This window comes from Leclercia adecarboxylata, assembly GCF_023639785.1.
In the GTDB taxonomy this organism is placed as follows: domain Bacteria; phylum Pseudomonadota; class Gammaproteobacteria; order Enterobacterales; family Enterobacteriaceae; genus Enterobacter; species Enterobacter adecarboxylatus_D.
In genome coordinates, this window is sequence record NZ_CP098325.1 from 2,188,053 (window position 1) to 2,206,791 (window position 18,739).

At 54.5% G+C, this 18,739-nt stretch carries 16 protein-coding genes; 13 read left to right on the forward strand and 3 right to left on the reverse strand.

Annotation, left to right across the window (positions count from 1 at the left end; genetic code table 11):
• Positions 1-7: 7 nt before the first annotated feature.
• The 12 genes from NB069_RS10555 to NB069_RS22620 all read left to right on the forward strand — a co-directional run bounded on the left by NB069_RS10555 (position 8) and on the right by NB069_RS22620 (position 14,587).
• Complete coding sequence (locus tag NB069_RS10555; protein ID WP_250589301.1) at positions 8-295, forward strand: DUF1799 domain-containing protein; 288 nt, start codon at positions 8-10, stop codon at positions 293-295.
• On the forward strand, positions 295-3,348 hold the full coding sequence (locus NB069_RS10560) for a phage tail tape measure protein (RefSeq protein ID WP_250589302.1): 3,054 nt from the start codon (positions 295-297) through the stop codon (positions 3,346-3,348). The genes NB069_RS10555 and NB069_RS10560 overlap by 1 nt, the downstream gene beginning before the upstream one ends.
• Positions 3,349-3,453: 105 nt before the next feature.
• Positions 3,454-3,840, forward strand: a complete 387-nt coding sequence (locus NB069_RS10565; protein WP_250589303.1) for a hypothetical protein — start codon at positions 3,454-3,456, stop codon at positions 3,838-3,840.
• A gap of 183 nt (positions 3,841-4,023) precedes the next feature.
• Positions 4,024-4,182: a hypothetical protein gene (locus tag NB069_RS10570; RefSeq protein ID WP_373407777.1), complete on the forward strand. Its 159-nt coding sequence runs from the start codon at positions 4,024-4,026 to the stop codon at positions 4,180-4,182.
• A gap of 68 nt (positions 4,183-4,250) precedes the next feature.
• On the forward strand, positions 4,251-4,601 hold the full coding sequence (locus tag NB069_RS10575; RefSeq protein WP_250589304.1) for a phage tail protein: 351 nt from the start codon (positions 4,251-4,253) through the stop codon (positions 4,599-4,601).
• The gene (locus tag NB069_RS10580) at positions 4,601-5,371 is read left to right on the forward strand and encodes a phage minor tail protein L (protein ID WP_250589305.1); all 771 of its coding nucleotides are present in this window, start codon (positions 4,601-4,603) and stop codon (positions 5,369-5,371) included. The genes NB069_RS10575 and NB069_RS10580 overlap by 1 nt, the downstream gene beginning before the upstream one ends.
• Before the next feature lie 12 nt (positions 5,372-5,383).
• Positions 5,384-6,115 (forward strand): C40 family peptidase, encoded by a 732-nt coding sequence (locus NB069_RS10585; RefSeq protein WP_250589306.1) that lies wholly within the window; start codon positions 5,384-5,386, stop codon positions 6,113-6,115.
• Complete coding sequence (locus tag NB069_RS10590) at positions 6,103-6,696, forward strand: tail assembly protein (RefSeq protein ID WP_250589307.1); 594 nt, start codon at positions 6,103-6,105, stop codon at positions 6,694-6,696. The genes NB069_RS10585 and NB069_RS10590 overlap by 13 nt, the downstream gene beginning before the upstream one ends.
• A 55-nt stretch (positions 6,697-6,751) precedes the next feature.
• Positions 6,752-11,683: a TipJ family phage tail tip protein gene (gene gpJ, locus NB069_RS10595; protein ID WP_250589308.1), complete on the forward strand. Its 4,932-nt coding sequence runs from the start codon at positions 6,752-6,754 to the stop codon at positions 11,681-11,683.
• Between the two features lie 63 nt (positions 11,684-11,746).
• Positions 11,747-13,420, forward strand: a complete 1,674-nt coding sequence (locus tag NB069_RS10600) for a LamG domain-containing protein (protein ID WP_250589309.1) — start codon at positions 11,747-11,749, stop codon at positions 13,418-13,420.
• On the forward strand, positions 13,420-13,722 hold the full coding sequence (locus NB069_RS10605) for a hypothetical protein (protein WP_250589310.1): 303 nt from the start codon (positions 13,420-13,422) through the stop codon (positions 13,720-13,722). Before NB069_RS10600 ends, NB069_RS10605 begins: the two co-directional genes overlap by 1 nt.
• A gap of 10 nt (positions 13,723-13,732) precedes the next feature.
• Entirely contained in the window at positions 13,733-14,587 is an 855-nt protein-coding gene (locus tag NB069_RS22620; protein WP_414672017.1) for a hypothetical protein, read from the forward strand.
• A 961-nt stretch (positions 14,588-15,548) separates the two neighbouring features.
• Here the strand turns inward: NB069_RS22620 and arsC are convergent.
• Genes arsC through NB069_RS10625 form a run of 3 tightly spaced genes read right to left on the reverse strand, consistent with a single transcriptional unit; the run spans position 15,549 to position 17,641 of the window.
• Positions 15,549-15,974, reverse strand: coding sequence for a glutaredoxin-dependent arsenate reductase (arsC, locus tag NB069_RS10615; protein ID WP_250589311.1), 426 nt, complete (start codon positions 15,972-15,974; stop codon positions 15,549-15,551).
• 12 nt (positions 15,975-15,986) lie between these two features.
• Positions 15,987-17,276, reverse strand: coding sequence for an arsenic transporter (locus NB069_RS10620; RefSeq protein ID WP_250589312.1), 1,290 nt, complete (start codon positions 17,274-17,276; stop codon positions 15,987-15,989).
• 44 nt (positions 17,277-17,320) lie between these two features.
• On the reverse strand, positions 17,321-17,641 hold the full coding sequence (locus NB069_RS10625; RefSeq protein WP_250589313.1) for a transcriptional regulator: 321 nt from the start codon (positions 17,639-17,641) through the stop codon (positions 17,321-17,323).
• An 85-nt stretch (positions 17,642-17,726) separates the two neighbouring features.
• On the opposite strand from NB069_RS10625, the gene arsH reads away from it, so the two are divergent.
• Positions 17,727-18,425, forward strand: a complete 699-nt coding sequence (gene arsH / locus NB069_RS10630; protein ID WP_250589314.1) for an arsenical resistance protein ArsH — start codon at positions 17,727-17,729, stop codon at positions 18,423-18,425.
• The last annotated feature ends 314 nt before the right edge of the window (positions 18,426-18,739 follow it).

Below are 18,739 nucleotides of genomic sequence, written 5' to 3' on the forward strand. Positions count from 1 at the left end.
CGCAGCGATGTATACACCGGGACCGACTCTCGCGGAATTAGCCGCTTTTGGTTTAACGCCTGAGGACGTGGAGGAAGAGGTGGGGATCCTGCCATCCATATGGGAGGCCTTTACCGTCTTCTCCGCCCTGGCGACCCAATGGCGCGTCGGTGCGAGCGGTGCGACCGGTCTTGATTACAACGTTCTCCCTTGGCTGTTTCAGTTGCACGGGGTTGAGGATGCGGCGGCCTGCATGGCTGATATTCGAATCATGGAAAGCGAGGCTCTCAAAGTGATGCATAAGGAGACGGCCTGATGAGTGATCAAATCGCCTCGATCACATTGCGTGCTGACGTATCCGATCTGAAAACGGCCAGCAATGAACTGGATAAACTCGGTGAAGCCGCGGCGGGTGCCGTAGGTAAAGCCGACGACCTTAACAGCGTATTTCGCGCTGGCGCTGAGTCTGCAAAGCAGGGCAGCGAAGGTCTCAAAGAGCAACAGACCGCGCTCAAAGGCCTGCTGGAGAACATCGACCCGGTCACTAAGGCGCTGAACCGCCTGGACGAACAGCAGGCCGCGCTGCGTAACTTCCAGACCAGGGGCTTTCTGGATACCGATACCTTCCAGGCCTATAACAAGATCCTGGATGACACCCGGCTGAAGCTGACCGACACCGCCGAGGCAGCGGCGCGGGCGCAGGCAGAACTGGCCGCCACCCAGGCGGCAGAGAAGCAGTCCGCCGCGCTGAAAAACCTGCTGGGTTCTATCGACCCGACTATCCGCGCCTTCCACTCACTGGATGAGCAGCATGCTCAGCTGGTGGCGCACTTCGAAGCTGGCCGCATCAATGGCGCTCAATTCGAGCACTTCAACAGCATCCTCAATCAGACACGTGAGCGGCTCTCTAATGTGGCTGACGTGCTGCCCGAGGCGTTATCCCGGCAGGAGCTGGCCGCCCGCCGTGCTGGTATCTCTGTGGGCCAGTACAGCGCGGCCATGCGCACGTTGCCAGCCCAGTTCACTGATATCGCCACGCAGCTGGCTGGTGGGCAGTCACCGTTCCTTATCCTGCTCCAGCAGGGCGGCCAGATTAAGGACCAGTTTGGCTCAGTGCAGGGGGCGCTGTCCGGCGTCGGCGAATACATCCGCAGCATGGCCGGGATGATTAACCCAACCACGATTGCCCTGGGCGGCCTGGTGGGCACCATCGGCCTGCTGGCAGCAGCCGCTTACAATTCGTCTGAACAGTTCGATCAGGTGGCCCGCTCTGTCATTATGATGGGCGGTGCCGGTTTCGCCTCAATGCAGCAGCTCAACCAGGCCGCTGAAGAGGTGGCGGGTAAGACAAACACCTCGGTCAGTTCCACCGTCGATACCCTGGTTGCGCTGAATGACACTGGCAAGTACACCGCCAGCCAGATGAAGCAGATCGCCACGTCCATTACCCTGATGGGCAAGGCAGGCAGCGACACCATAACGGCAATGTCCGACTTTGGCAAGATCGTCAGCGACCCGGTAAAAGGGCTGGCCAGCCTGAATGAGCAATATGGCTTTGTCGATGAAGCCATGATGAAGCACATCATCCAGTTGCGTAAGCAGAAGGGGGAACAGGCGGCGGTTACCGAAGCCATTGATCTGTTTGCTGGCGTGATGGCAAAACGAGCAGAAGAGACCAATAAGGCCACTGATAATATCGGGCAGACATGGCAGTGGCTGAAGAAAACAGCATCTGACACCTTCGATGATATCGGGATTACTGTCCGTGCCTGGGGAAATCAGGTGATCGATATTTTCAACCTGTTTGAAGCTTCGATAAAGGATCTATTCCTCAATATCACCTCACTGGATGCCAAGTTTACGGGAACCATAGCTGGCTGGGCAGAAAAAATCCCGGGCGGCGGGGCGCTGGCTAATTTCCTCGGCATGGACGTTGAGTCCATGAAAAAGGCCGGGGTCGAAGCTGACAAAGAGATCGCTGCAAACAAAAAACGCTACGAAGAGCTCTGGAAACGGGTCAAAGCGCCTAACGCGCAGGCGAACTATGAAGCCGAGGCGCGAGGGGCCAGTGTTAAAGGGGAAGGGGGCTCGAGCCGCGAATCGAGGGATGCGGTATCAAAACTTGCTGAAGATTCTGCCAAAAAGACCAAAGAGGCCAAGTCCACGCTGGATGCTGGCGATCGCACCCTGGAGAATTACCGCGCCCAGGCAAGAACTCTAACGGAAACCCTCGAAACCCTGCGGCAGACCGGAGAAACCCACGCCAAAAATACCGAGTTCAGTAAACAGCAATCCCACTTTGCTGAGCTGGATGAGGCCGCCAAAACCCGCGCGCTGACCGCTCAGGAGAAGTCCCTCCTGTCGAGCCGCGAGGCCATTCTGAACGCCGCTAAGGTGGTGGATCAGAAGAATAAGGAAGTCGAAGTCCAGCAGAAGATTAATGGTCTGGCGCAGCAGGCTAATAAGTACGTCACCCAAATGTCGGAGAAGACCGATGCTTTGCGCGATAGTGCAGGCCTCAGCAGTCGTCAGACGCAGCGCTTGATGGAGGAGGCGCAACTTCGTCAGGGCTGGCTGAACGGAGGCGGCAAGCTTGAAGACGCTGGATATGAGAAGGAGCTAGCAGCGCTTCGAAAATATTATGCTGAAGAAGATAAGCTGCGCGGCGACTGGAAATCAGGCGCTATTAGCGGCTGGAATGAGTATCTGGACGCTGCCACCAATACTTATGACACCGTTAAAAATGTAGCCAGTTCAACCCTGACAGGTCTTAGCGACATGCTGACCGAACTCATGACCACCGGCAAAGCATCAGTTAAAGAGTTCGGCAAATCGATGCTCAAGATGATCCTGGATGTAACCAATCGTCTCATGGTTGCCTATGCGGTACAGGCGGCTATGGGGTGGGTTAGTGGCAGTGCTGGCGGCGGTTCAACACCCGGCGTGGCTTATGCCAATGCTGCTGCAGGTGTAACGTTCAATGCTAAAGGCAGTGTGTACGAGTCATCCGGTCTCAGTAAGTATGTGAATGGGGTCTATGACTCTCCTCAGTACTTCACTTTCCAGGGCGCGTCGAAGTTTGCTAAAGGGGGCGTGTTTGCCGAGGCCGGGCCGGAGGCGATCATGCCACTTACTCGTGACTCTGCTGGTCGGCTTGGTGTTAGAGCGCAAGGTGGGGTTGGGGCGCAGCCGCAGGTTAACATTGATATCTACGTCGATAACAAGGGTAACGCATCATCAAACACGTCTGGAGATGGAAGTGCTGCGGCGCGGGCTTTAGGGAGGGAAATCGAAGCCAAGGTGACCGAGATCCTTATGAGGGCGGCTAGAAGCGATGGCCTACTTGGTAGGCAGTTCCAGTCCAAGTAATAATCTCCTGGCTTTGGTTTTGAGATAGTAATATCAGCCGTGCCTGGTTACACCTATGCACACCCTAGTTATCATGTTCATAAACATACTAATCAGGGGATGATAGTGCTTAAAAAAATACTCATGAAGATTCTCAAGACCATTGGGCTGCTCATTCTTCTTATCATTGTGATCGGTATTGCTGCAGTACTTAACAAGCCTTCCGAAGCAGAAAAAAAGCAAAAGGAAGCCAAAGAACTATCCGATACAAAAATGGATGAGCTTCGGGGAGCGTGTGAGGCTTATGTGAAAAAGTCGGTCATTAACAAAAGCACCTTGGATATGTCGACGTTCGACTCGAAGAGGTGGCAGGGGAATGATGGAAAGTTTTATGCAACGCAGGAGTTTAGCGCCAAGAACAAATTCGGCCTTGAGCAAAAATTCAGGGCCGTTTGCATCGAAGATAAATATGGTAAAAGTGATTATCGACTTGAAGAAGTGACCGGAAGTTAAGTCGAAGTGAGTACTTAACCTAGCCCACCCGGGCCACCCAACCGACCTCGAGCCTCGCTAACGCGGGGCTTTTAGGTCTATAGTCGATTGAGATCAATGAATCAGCATTTGCCGTTGCGCCTGTGCTATCCCCTGATAGGATTAATCTTATCTTTAACTGATGGGGATAGGGATGTGGAGAAAATTCTTGTTGTTCTATTGGTGTCACTTTTCTCGCTAACAGCAACGGCTGCAAACAAACCATGCTCAGGTAAGAAAGGTGGAATATCGCATTGCTCAGGTGAAAAGTTTGTTTGTAATGATGGAACTATCAGCAAGTCTAAGAAGGTTTGCCAGAAATAGCTGTTTATAAATGGCTCCCACTATCTAATTCAAACCCAGCTCCGGCTGGGTTTTTTTATGGAGTAAATATGGTAGTTGAAACCTACGGCTGGCGCTCACAGCTGGGCGCTGGCCCTGTTGAATATGACCAGACGGTGCGCGTTGCGCAGTTTGGCGATGGCTATGAACAGGTGGCCGAGAACGGCATCAACTCCACAGCCATTCAGGTGCCGATGAAGCACACCGGCACAGAGGCCGAGGTAAACGCGATCCGCGACTTTCTGCTGGCCCATACCGTAAAGGCTTTCATCATCACGCCGCCAGGCGAAGAGAAGGGGCTTTACCGGACTGTCGCTAACTCGGTGCGCAAGAACCAGATCAGCAGCAAATTCTCTGAGCTGACCTTCACCATCAAACGGGCCTACGGGGTATACGCATAATGGCACTTGTTGATCAGGCGGCAAAGCTGGCACCGGGCGGCAGGGTCCGCCTGGTCGAAGTGGATGCCTCAGAATTCAGCGGCGGGATCCACCGCTTCCATTACGCACCATTCCCCCATACGCCAGCAGAAATTGATGCGGCGAACGACGACGAGTCGAAGCTGGGGCCGAAGCCAATAATCTGGGCTGGCAACGCATACGAGTTCTGGCCCTTCCAGATGGCCGGGCTGGAGCTGTCAACGGATCAGGCCGCAGAGCCGACGCTCAGTGTTTCCAATCTTGATGGTCATATCACCGCGCTGTGCCTTCAGTTTAAAGACATGGTTAACGCGAAGGTGAGCATCATCGACACCTACGCCGTATATCTCGATGCGGTGAACTTCCCGGGCGGCGTTAACCCGTCAGCAGATCCAACCGCCTTCTCCCTGCAAACCTTCTGGCTGGATACCAAAACGGCTGAAGACGATGAGGTCGTTTCGTGGTCGCTGAGCAGCCCGGCAGACCTGCAGGGGCAGGTGATCCCGACCCGGCAGATAACCTCGCTCTGCGAGTGGGCGCTGCGCGGGCAATACCGCAGCGGTGACGGCTGCACCTACAACGGCACGGCGTATTTCGATGCCAAGGGTAATGCAGTGGCCGACCCTGCATTTGATGTATGCGGCGGCTGCCTGAGCGACTGCCGTAAGCGTTTCGGTGCCGGGCTGGCAGAGCCTAACGCGGCAAACCTCGATTTTGGCGGCTTCCCGGCAACCGTTCTCTTCTCCCGATAACCGGACATCAAAATGAACAAAACCATTATGGCGGCGATCCGCGCGCATGCGCTGGAGGAATCCCCACGCGAGTGCTGCGGCTTCGTCATCCAGTCGGGGCGACGCCAGCGTTACATCCCGGTGCCGAACAGCCACGAAAACCCGACGGAGCATTTCCGCATTGACGGCGAGCACTGGGCGAATGCTGAGGATGCCGGAACCATTATCCGGGTCATTCACTCCCACCCGGGCGACGGCGCACGGCCTATCCCGTCAGACCTCGACCGCCAGCAGTGCAATAACTCCGGCGTGGTCTGGGGCATCTATGCGTCGGACTGTGATGAATACGCAGAAATAACGCCGGACGCCATACCGCTGATTGGCCGACCGTTCATTCTGGGCTCGCACGACTGCTGGGGGCTGGTCATGGACTGGCACGCCACCCAGGGCGTGATACTTAACGATTTCCGCGTTGATTACCCATGGTGGGAAAGCCAGTACCCGGACAACCTCTATTTCGAGAACTGGGAGCGGGAAGGGTTTGTCGAATGCGACCCGGCACCCGGCTGCATGGTCATCATGCAGGTGGAGTCTGCCAAGTGGAACCACGCGGGGATCATCACCGAAGAAGGCGAACTGCTTCACCACCTCTACGGGCAGCCATCCTGCATCACGCCGTATGCCCGGGGTTACTTCAAAGACCGGACCATGATCTGCGTTCGCCACAAAGACTTGCCGCAGGAGATACAGCCATGGCGCGTTTGACCACGATTCGATTGTATGGGGTCCTGGGGGCCCGGTTTGGCCGCGTTCACCGGCTGGCGGTTCAGACTTCAGCAGAAGCTGTAAAGGCGCTATGCATCAATCTCGACGGGCTGGAAAGCTACCTCCTGGACGCCAAAAAGAATGGCATGACGTTCGCAGTGTTTCGCGGTAAACGCAACATCGGCGTTGATGACTTTAAGGCGCTGTCAGGGGACACCGATATCCGCATCGCACCAGTGATGGAGGGGGCCAAAAAAGCCGGCATTTTTCAAACCATCCTTGGTGCCGTGATGGTGGTTGCGGGCATTGTAGTGTCTGGCCTTTCTGCAGGCTGGGCCAGTCCTGTTGGTGGGGCGATGATATCCGCTGGTATCGGCATGATGGCTGGCGGCATTTACCAGATGCTCTCACCACAGCCCAAAGGCCTGCAGGGGCGCGATGACCCGGACAACAAACCCAGCTATGCCTTCGGCGGTGCAGTGAATACCCTGGCAATGGGTAACCCGGTCGCATTGCTGTATGGCGAGCGCGAGATCGGTGGCGCGATTATCAGTGCGGGGATCTTGGCCGAGGACATCTGACAACTTCTTTCTCTTCAATTAGCACTCAATCGGGTGCTTTTTTTATGGATGCAATATGGCAACGATTACTGGTGCAAAGGGCGGCAGCCAGAAGCAGCACACGCCTGTAGAACAGCCTGATTCAGCCCAATCCATGGCGCGTTGCCGCATGCTGCTGGCGCTTGGCGAAGGTGAATTTGCTGGTGGGCTGGATGCGACCCGGATCTTCCTGGATGGCACGCCGCTGGGCAACGCCGACGGCTCAATGAACTTTGAGAACGTCTCCTGGGATTTTCGCCCCGGAACGCAGACGCAGACGCCGATCCCCGGTTTTCCCGCCGTGGAGAACGAGACAAGCATCGGCGTATCGCTGACGAAGGCAACTCCCTGGACCCGCGCTATCAGCAATACCCAGATTGATGCGGTGCTGGTGCGCATCGGTATCACCGGTCTGCAACTGCAGGAGAACGACGGCGATATCGTCGGAACGACCGTCGCATACCACATTGACGTTGCGGTCGATGGCGGGGCTTACCAGACAGTGCTCACCAAAACGGTAACGGAAAAGCTCAGTTCACTGTACGAACTGACGCACCGCATTAATCTGCCTAAAGCTACTACTGGCTGGCAGATCCGCGTGGTCCGCGATACTGCCGACAGCGCCAGCCAGATGCTGCAGAACAAAACGCAGGTGCAGGCCATCACCGAGGTCATCGACGCCCGCCTGCGCTACCCGCATACCGCGCTGCTGTATGTGTCGTTTAACGCTAAAGCATTCAGCAACATCCCGAAGATATCCTGCAAGCCGAAAGGCCGGGTGATCCGCATCCCGCAGAACTACGATCCAGACACGCGGACGTACATCGGCACATGGGACGGTACATTCAAGTGGGGCTGGACCAATAACCCGGCGTGGATCTGGTTTGACGTGCTAACTGAGCCGCGCTTTGGCCTTGGCCGCCGGGTCACGGTGGATATGCTCGATAAATGGGAACTCTACCGCATCGCTCAGCGCTGCGATCAGCAGGTGCCGGACGGGAAGGGCGGTACCGGCACAGAGCCGCGTTTCATGTTTGACGTCTATATCCAGTCGCAGGCCGACGCCTGGCAGGTGATCAAGGATATCGCTGCTGGATTCAACGGCATGACGTTCTGGGGCAACAACATGTTCAATGTTGTCTCTGATATGCCGGCAGATACCTCGAAACTGCAGATCCTCACCCGCGCATCAGTGGTGGGCAAGCCGACCTATTCCAGCGGCAGCGAAAAGACGCGATTCTCGAGCGCGCTGATTAACTTCAGCGACCCGGATAACCATTATCAGGACCGCACCACCGCAGTAATGTTTCCTGAGTTGGTGAAGCAGTTCAAATTTAAGCAGACTCAGCTTACGGCCATCGGCTGTACGCGGGAGAGCGAGGCGCAGCGCCGTGGCGGATGGGCGGTTTATTCTAACTCGCTGGACCGCATCATTACATTGCAGACCGGGCTGGACGGCTTCGCCTATGTACCGGGCACGGTGTTTGCCTTTGCTGATGAGCGCGTCTCAGGGCGGGTTTATGGCGGGCGCGTCATGGACTATAACGCCGGGCTTAAAGCGGTAACAACTGACCGCGGTACCAGCGCAGTGGCGGGCGATACACTGATGATCCGCACCCTGGGCGGTATTGTTGAAAGCCGGGTGATCCAGGCGGTCAACGGTACGCAGTTGATTGTGGACAAAGCATTCACGGCAGCGCCAGCGCCAAATGCCGTCTTCGTTATTGATGCCGGTCAGTTGCGCCTCCAGTATTTCCGCGTTACGAACCTGGCTTTTAACGACGAGGAGAACACCTATTCGATCACCGGCGCAGAATACAACGCATCTAAATATGATGCTGTGGACCACAATGCCCGGCTGGATATTCCGCCGATCAGCCTCATCCCCACGGGGGTTGTATCACAGCCCGGCAATATCGTGGTGTCGAGTTACGAGTCGGTGCGCCAGGGCCAGCGCATAGCGACGCTGACCGCATCCTGGGATGTTCCGCTGGATAAAGCAGGTAAGCCTCAGGCCGATGTGATCGCCTATCAGGCTCAGTGGCGCCGGAACGACAGCGAGTGGATAAACGTCCCTCAGACAGGCCTTCGCAATATTGAGGTACCCGGCATTTTTGAAGGTGATTACCTGGTGCGGGTCCGGGCGATAAACTCAGGCGGGGCGTCCAGCCTGTGGGCAACGTCAACGCTGACACACCTCAAAGGCCGGGTGGGTGATGTTCCAAAGCCAGTGAATTTCCGCACTACGCCATTGCTCTGGGGCGTGCAACTGGATTGGGATTTCCCTGCGGGCACCGGCGATACGCTGCAGACAGAAATTCAGTATTCCACGGCATCAACCGGTGCGAATCCCATGCTGCTGGCTGGCGTGCCGTATCCCCAGCAAATATACCAGCAGTTGGGCCTGAAAGCCGGGGTAGGGTTCTGGTACCGGGCGCGGCTGGTCGATCGCACCGGCAACAAGTCTGCCTGGACTGACTTCATTCAGGGCAGCAGCAGCTCGGTTGCCGCTGATTACCTGGTGGATATCGATAACCAGATCAAACAGACCGACGCCTATAAGAACCTTGTTTCGGACATCACGGATCTGGGTGATGATCTAAAGTCTGCGCATGACGACATCAAGACGGTTACGACGGAATCGGCGACGACGAAAGCAGGTCTGGCGCAGGAAGTCACGGACCGAAAGAAAGCCATCACCGACGAGGCCGCCGCGCGCGGGCAGGCGCTGCTGACCGAGAAGAACGAGCGTCTGGCGGATATCAGCAACGTCAACCAGACGATTCAGACCAGCACCGAATCGCTGGCGCAGCAGATCGCCCAGGTATCAGCTGGCACCGGCTCGCAGTTCGATCCGGCCAAAATCTGGTATTTCGATACATCAGTCGAGGGCTGGTCCGGGAACGGGACACCGACCATTGTCGATGGCTGGCTTCGTCCTGCTAACCATGCATCTGATCCTTGGGTGTCATCACCGGGCTCGCTGGGCATAACAGCTGCTGCTTATCGCTTTCTGAAGCTGCGCATCAAGAAAGTGGGTACTCCCGCCTGGGTGGGGGAAATTCGCTGGCGCAACACGGCTGGTTTCAACGACACTAACCGGTTCACCGTGGCGGAGCCCGCTTATAACTCTGACGGCGTCGCCACACTTGAGTGTGACGATATCCCCTGGCTGGCCGACACGACGATCAACCAGATTCGACTGGACCTGTCCACGAAACAGGACGCGACGAACTACTTTCTGATTGACTGGGTGGCAGTCGGGCGGCCAACGCCGGGAGCCGGGATGGCGGCGCTGCAGCAGGAAACGGCGGCGCGCGTATCAGGTGACCAGGCGGAAGCCACGGCGCGCGAGACACTGGCGACGCAGATCCGGGGCGGCTATACCGGTGACGACCCGTCAAAACTGGCATCGGGGCTGCTGTATACCGAACGCCAGGCGCGCATCACCGCGCAGGAAGCAGAGGTGACAGAGCGGAAGAAGCTGGAGTCGACCGTCAACGCTAACCAAGCTTCCGTTACACAGGAGCTGGCGACGCTGACAACTGAGCAGGATGCTCAGGCCACTACGCTTTCGGGACTGCAGGTTACCGTCGGCAAAAACACCGCTGATATCACTACGGTCACCAAAGCCGTTGCTGATAACAATAAGGCGCAGACCACCGCGCTGGCTGCGGTTAAGGCCACGACTGACCAGAATAAGACGGATATCAGCACGGAAACCACGGCCCGCACGGATAGTGACAGCGCGCTGGGCCGCCGTATTGACAGTCTGAAAGTTGATGTGGACGGCAACACGGCCAGCCGGGACGCCGGGATTATCGGCAACGTCACCAATGCGCTCGCCAACTTCACAGCGTTCTCGGATCAGCGCGTCACGTTCGCTGTTGGCGAAACGAAAACGATGGCCGAGATCACCGACGTCAGGAAGACCTCTGCAGACGCCACAAGCGCCGTTGCGGAGCAGGTCACCTCGCTTAAGGCCACGGTTGAGCAGAACGGCCAGACCAACGCTGCCGCCATTACGCGCATTGATAAAGCCGTTACGGATCTGGAGAGCGCCACGGCGACCAGCATTCAGCAGGTCACGGCATCGATTGGGCAAACCAACGCCAACGTCCAGACGACAAGTCAGGCTGTTGCTGATATCAACGGTAAGCTGAGTGCTCAGTGGGGCGTAAAAGTCCAGGTCGAAGCGAACGGCATCAAACGTATCGCGGGTATCCAGTTGGGCATTGATGCCTCGGGCTCTTCTAACTTCCTCGTCAGCGCCGACACGTTCGCGGTGTATAACCCGACGACTACCGGACAGGAACTGGTGTTTGCGGCGACCGGCGGGCAGATGTTTTTGCGATCGGTGTTCATCCAGGATGGTTCTATGGATAACGCCAAGATCGGCAATTACATCCAGTCCAGTAACTGGGACGGGACCGGCAACGTTGGCTGGCATATCAATAAATCCGGGTATGCCACGTTCAACGGCGTGACCGTTCGCGGGACGATCTATGCCACTGACGGGAGTTTTAAAGGCAGAGTTGAGGCGACCAGCGGGAGCTTCAGGGGCACGGTTGAAGCGACATCTTTCATTGGAGATGTAGCCAACACTGGGGTATTCCCCGACGCCACCGGCAGATCAAACGGCATCGCAACTGCGACCGTGAACATGTATTACACCGATTCCAGCAATAACGGACTCGGCAAAAACGCCGTTGTGGAGGCGATGATCTACGTGCGGGGGATTACAGGTGCGGTCACGGCCACCGTGCAGATGGTCATTGCAGGCAACATCCGCACGATTAACTACGATGTCCCCATTGGTGGGGTATGGCTCACCGCCCGACATGCGGCGTCCGGCATGGGCGGCCAGCGTATCGACGCCAGCATCACCGTTACTTCCAGTAATGCGTCGGTCGGTGTTACTGCCCCGACAATGACGGTAACGCGCGGCACCGGCTCTTTCTCCTCCTGATCCTCATAACTTCACCTCAATAACCCGGCTCCGGCTGGGTTTTTCATTTTAAGGACATCACGAATGGCAACGATTGATGACGATTTAGCGAAATCCGTCACGGAAGGATTTCGCCAGGCGCAAATTGATATCGTCAACCAGGACCTGATTTTATCGGGTACCGGTGACGTCACAGTAACGCTGGCTGACGGTTCGAAAAAGACCGGCCCGAGCTGGTCCAGGCTGATCACCGCAGCTAACGCGGCAGGAACCAGCGCCGCTGCAGCCAAAACCAGTGAAACGAATGCTCTGGCGTCAAAAAATGCAGCAGCACAAAGCGCCACGAACGCGGCAACGTCTGAGGGTAACGCACTCGCATCGAAGAATGCCGCCAAAACCTCAGAAACCAATGCGAAAACGTCTGAGACGAATGCCAAAACGTCGGAGACTAACGCAACAGCCAGTGCCAGCAGTGCCGCATCCTCCCTGGCCGCCGCCCAGCTGCTGACGTCTGTGCCCTATGAGGCCGCGCCGCACCCGGATGTGTGGGTGCCGTTCAACGATAGTATGAAAATGGAAGGTATTGCACCTTACGATACTTTGACTATTTCCGGAAAGATGGTGGAATTACCATCAAAGTCTGCAACATTCACCCGGTCAACTGTCGCAACTTATATCGAGAAATCCGGGATAATGCGAAACGCGGATATTAATGAACCTCGTTTCGAGAAAGAGGGACTATTAATTGAGCCACAAATCACGAACCTGTATACCTATTCTGAGCAATGGGGGACAGGTTCAAGAGTCGTTACGACCAATAATAGCGGCGACTCGCCTCGCGCCGATAAGACAATGGCGCTGGTAGTTGAAGATACAGCAACCGCGGAACACTACGCGCAAGACCGTAACATCACCTTAACTGCCGGCACGATATACTGTTATTCAGTATTTGTTAAAGCTCATACAAACTCTCGTCTTTTATATTTACGCGTCGCAACGGGAACCACAGCGGGCGTGTTCTTTGACCCCGTTGCAGGGGCCTTCGTTGGTGGCGCTGTCGGTGCTCAATACCTTGATCGTGGTTTTGAAGACCTCGGAAATGGTGTTTACCGTGTCTGGATGGCAGTTACAGCCGGGGCTACTCAGAGTAGCGTTTTCCGTCTGCAATTAGCGAAAGATGGTGTGACCGCAAGCTATGCCGGTGACGGTGTATCTGGTTTATATGTCTGGGGCGCACAGGTAGAAGATGGACCATTCCCGACATCATACATTCAGACCGGAGCATCAGCAGCTACAAGAGGTGCGGATCTCTGGCAAATCCCCAAAGAAAACTGCGGATACCCGTCTCTCGCAAGTTTATTTAACAGGACTTTGGCGTTTGAGTTTTACCCTAAATATTTGCAAAGCGCCGCGGGTTATGTCGAGGTTGTTAAAGTGCAGGGTCCAAGCAATGACATTATTTGCAGGTGGGCTAACGACAATACTATAAGGTCATACCGTGACGGCGGAGGTATAAGTGTGCCCTGCCCTCAGGGTGGAAGCGGTGTATTTGTCCACACGACGGAAGGAAATAAAATATCCAGTTATTACAGCGGTGCAACCAATTCAAAAACCAGCCCTCCAAACGGCACGACTCAGGGCATTTCTTACATAGGAAATATAAACCAATCGCTATCTGTGAGATTTGTTTACCACATTCGCAACTTCCGTATCTGGCATCGCCTGTTAACCCCTAACCAAATTAATGGACTCCGCTAATGAGAGACTTATATCTGCGTTTTAACGACGCTGCTGAAATGCGCATGCAATTAATCGCGGCTGGGTTTGTGGATGATGATGAGCAGGGTGGTCTATCTCACCCGGATATCAGCCTGGATGTGGTCGGCGTGATTATCGTACCCGGAGAAATTATTAATCCCGGTGAGGAAAACGAAACTATTAAATACACCACTGAACCCGGCTATCACGTCAATTTGCGTGTCACTGACGACTCACTGGAACTGGCATCATTAGACCCGTTCAACGTATTCCCTGCCACCCCATACCGGGTCTGGGCATAAGGAGCACAACATGGCAAACAGAAAAGATACTATTAGCCTTGCCGCTGCGGACATCTCTGGGCTGAAGTCAGCTGCACAGCGGGATGTCGGAACATCCTCAGGAAACGTGATGGAGGTCGGTGCTTTTGGACTGGGCAGCAGTAATTTGGCGAGCATCAACCAGGGTGATCGTAAAGGATTTGGGGCTTATAACGCCAAGATGCTGCTGGGCGGCATCGACAACAATACTGCAGTGCTGGGCATGCCCTTTGATGCCTCAACCGCATTTCAGTTTTGCTTCCCGGCACGCCTTGATGTGCCGCCTGAGTTATACCTGCGGCTGCTCAGTTCATCTCCAACGTATGACGGGAAAATCTGTAAGGTATATACCGATTCCAATACCACCAAAGCAGCCGATGGCACGTTAAAGTCAGCATCCCCAATCGTCAAAGTTTATGCCGATGGCTCTTCGGAAACGAACTATGAATCTGAAGGCGTGACCGTAACGCGCCAGGGGGAAGGCGTTTATCTCATCACGGGCTGTCTCGGGCTGAATGCTGATGCAGCGTGGGGTGGTATCGATGGCGGGTTTGATATCCCCAAAGACCGCAATCGCCAGCCGCTGATCTGGCTGGATTACAAAGTGAACCCGGACGGTTCAGTGCTGGTGAAAACGTATCATCGGACTCACCCGGGCGCGCCGGAGTTCGCCCGTAACGAACGGGAAGGTTTTAACGAAGGTGACCCAATCGACATTCCAGCGGATCAGTATGTCTCCATCCGCGTGGAGATGCCGGTGGACAGCATCTGGAATGAGCGCCAGCTGGAGGCCGCGGCTGCTATGGCTGAAACAGTCCCAGAAGAACAGCCGGATGTTCAGCCATAATTATCATCAGCCGTATCTGCGAACAACTCAAGATAGAAAAAAAGCCCGCACGGGAGCGGGCGTAACTCCCTAAGTGTTGTTATCAATCCCGCGTTCAGGGCGCAGGTTATTAACGTATCGGCAGCATAAGCCATTACTTTAGGTAGATAGCATTAGCGCTTCGTTTAAAATCATCTAAATTTAATGAAGTTGAATCCCCCTGTGCGGCGGGGCAATCCAGTTAACTGCTGAATGCAGATATGCTTGCGGCTCGTGTGACTGATAACGAGTCACCGGGAGACACCCGGCACCTGTATCAGGGTAAGCTATATGTTTGTGCTGATTTCATTTGCCTGCTTAATCGGCAGGCATTTTTTACAACTTTGAGAAGGAATCTCTGATGGCGGGAGTTGTTTTGTTAGCCGTTTTGTTTGTGCTTATCGTGTCGGGTCTTATCGGTCTTTCCCGGGCATTATTAAATATCTGGTGCGGTCCGGAGCAACATTAACTCGTTCAGGATGACGCGTGGCTCTACCCTAAACTGCGAGCGCTGCTGGTTCATTGCATTTGGTCATGTTTGTTAGTCAGTGCTTTTAAGCCTGGCTACAAAAACATTAAGAAATGTTAATCATTGCACCTTTATTTATAACGAAACTATGTATGATGTCAGTTCAGCCAGCGCCGTGAGGGTCATACCTGTTATGAAATTTCTCTGTCCTGTATGCAGAAGTAACCGGTTCTTTTTCACATCCTTCGATCCCATACAAAATCTGCCACACGGTGCGTTATGTTCTGTATGCGGAACCCGGCTTACTACGCGCTCCATCCTTCCAGCGTCGCGCAAAAGGCGCTGGCCTAAACAAGTGGTTTAGGCTTCTTGTGATACAAAGCTGACCACCTGAAGCGTCGCGAGGTCTGCTAAGAGCGAAAAGCGGACGCCCGCATAGCGTAAACAGGCGTCCGATATTTTGAAGTGGGCAGATTACTTAACCCGCTTCCCCGTTTCGTCAATGACCTTCTCGCCATCCTCTTTGGTAAACACTCCTTTCTGGCCTTCCGGTAGAATATCCAGCACTATTTCTGAAGGACGGCAAAGACGAGTGCCAAGCGGCGTAACGACAATCGGCCGATTAATCAGGATCGGATGTTGAAGCATGAAATCAATCAACTGCTCATCACTAAATTTCTCTTCATCAAGTCCCAGTTGTTCATAAGGCTCAACATTCTTACGCAGCAATGCACGTACCGTAATTCCCATATCTGAAATAAGTTTAATCAACTCATCGTGGGTCGGGGGCGTATCGAGATAATAAATTATCGTCGGTTCGTTGCCGCTGTTACGGATCATCTCCAGCGTGTTGCGTGAGGTGCCACAGGCTGGGTTGTGATAGATGGTAATGTTGCTCATATCAGTATCTCATTACAAAGTGACAGAGAGCCGCCACGCCAGCGCGGCCAAGGTGACAAACAGCACCGGCACAGTCATGACAATGCCGGTACGGAAGTAATATCCCCAGGTAATCTTTATATTTTTCTGGGCAAGCACATGCAGCCACAGCAGGGTTGCCAGACTGCCAATCGGGGTGATTTTCGGGCCTAAATCGCAGCCAATCACATTGGCATAAACCATTGCCTCTTTGACGACGCCGGTCGCCGTACTCCCGTCAATCGAGAGCGCGCCAATCAGTACCGTCGGCATATTGTTCATCACAGACGACAGAAACGCAGTCATAAAACCGGTACCAAACGTGGCAGCCCATAAACCTTTGTCTGCCAACATATTGAGTACGGCAGAAAGATATTCAGTTAGTCCTGCGTTACGCATACCGTAGACGACCAGATACATGCCCAGCGAGAAAATAACGATCTGCCATGGCGCACCGCGCAGGACTTTCCCGGTGTTGATGGCATGGCCTCGTTTCGCCACCACAAACAACACTGCTGCGCCAGCCGCCGCTATCGCACTGACCGGGATCCCCAGCGGCTCCAGAACAAAGAAACCGACAAGCAGCAATAACAGGACAATCCAGCCCGCCCTGAAGGTTGCCGGATCCTTGATTGCACTGGCAGGCTTCTTCAGCAGCGAAACGTCATACGTTGCCGGAATATCCCTGCGGAAGAAGAGATGCAGCATGACCAGTGTGGCCGCAATCGCTGCCGCATCCACGGGGATCATCACGGAGGCGTACTGCGTAAAGCCCAGACCGAAGAAGTCTGCCGAGACGATATTCACAAGGTTAGAAACAATGAGCGGCAGGCTGGCCGTATCTGCAATAAATCCTGCGGCCATGACAAAGGCCAGTGTCGTGCCCTGGCTGAATCCCAGTGCGAGCAGCATCGCAATTACAATCGGCGTCAGGATTAGTGCGGCGCCGTCATTGGCAAATAACGCAGCAACAGCAGCCCCGAGCAAGACTATCCAGGTAAACAAAAGGCGGCCACGTCCGTTACCCCAGCGGGAGACGTGCAGTGCGGCCCATTCAAAGAAGCCGGACTCATCGAGCAACAGGCTGATGATGATGACCGCAATAAATGCCGCTGTCGCGTTCCAGACGATATTCCAGACAACGGGAATATCAGCGATATGGATGACTCCAGTACCCAGCGCCAGCGCAGCTCCGATACTCGCGCTCCAGCCAATACTCAGGCCTCTGGGTTGCCAGATCACCAGTACCAGCGTCAGTAAAAATATACTCCCTGCCAGAAGCATCTCAGACTCCATCATATATGGTTATGTATATGTATTTTCCTGCCTCAGCAGGAGGTGCAGGCTGATTTATCCAGCCATTCACGCACATCCTCGCGCATACACTGCCAGGACGTTGTGATTGTCTCAGCTGCCCACGCCGGTATGTGGGGTGACAGACGATAGTGGATCCATTTGCCTTCACGACGGTCAAGAACCAGCCCAGCATCGCGAAGGATAGCCATATGTCGCGAGATTTTGGGCTGCGATTCGGAGGTGGCCGCGCAGATATCGCAGACGCACAGTTCACCGGTCTCCCGGAGAAGCATGATGATGGCGAGCCGGGTTTCATCCGACAGGATTTTGAAAAGCTGAACAGGTTGTAGCATTTTTCACTCCGTTCCCTTTAGAATATACATATGATAAATCATATATGTTAACTTTGAAATCATCTGCTCTCTCTGGAGGAGAAAAATGGAACAATTTCCTGCCCTGAACACCGAATGCTTTGATCAACACATCGCTGAACGCCTGCACCTGCAGGAGCCGCCACGGATTCTGATCCTGTATGGCTCAGTAAGAGAGCGCTCCTACAGCCGCTTTGCCGCGGAAGAAGCCGGTCGCCTGCTGACGGCAATGGGCGCGGAGGTAAAACTCTTTAACCCCTCCGGTTTACCCCTGCCGGATGATGCTCCGGACACGAATCCTAAAGTCACAGAGCTACGCGGTCTGGTCAGATGGTGTGACGGGATGGTGTGGAGTTCTCCGGAACGGCACGGGGCTATGAGCGCAGTTATGAAGGCGCAGATCGACTGGATACCCTTAAGTGAAGGCGCGGTTCGTCCTTCACAGGGCAAAACACTGGCAGTAATGCAGGTTTGCGGCGGCTCCCAGTCCTTCAATGCAGTAAACCAGATGCGTATTCTGGGCCGCTGGATGCGGATGTTTACGATCCCCAACCAGTCTTCTGTGGCTAAAGCCTGGCAGGAATTCGATGAAAATGGACGTATGAAACCTTCGTCATGGTATGACCGCATCGTCGATGTAGCCGAGGAGCTGTTTAAAATCACGCTGCTGCTTAAGGGACAAACCGGCTATCTTGCGGATCGTTACAGCGAGCGAAAAGAGAGCCATCAGGAGCTTTCATCCCGTGTCAATCAGGACAAAATATAATGCCTTTTCTTCGTTAATCCATACTGCATGAGCTTAACAACGTCCGCTATTGGCACACAGCGGACGAAGTGTACGAAGCGGTGCGTACCTTCAAATCTTACAAACGGATTGATGGCAATTTTGCCAAGGTGGGTGTCGTTGTAGAGCGGCGGGTGTGATTTCTGGAAGCGGTTACGCAAAGTTTCAATGGTATGGTTTTTATGTCTCCTAGCGGTTTTTAGGTATTAATTGTGTGAAATGTGAGCATTATGAGTGGGTGTATGGTGTTTCTGTGAGAAATTCTTCCCCAAAACGATATGCAACCTACTGAATAG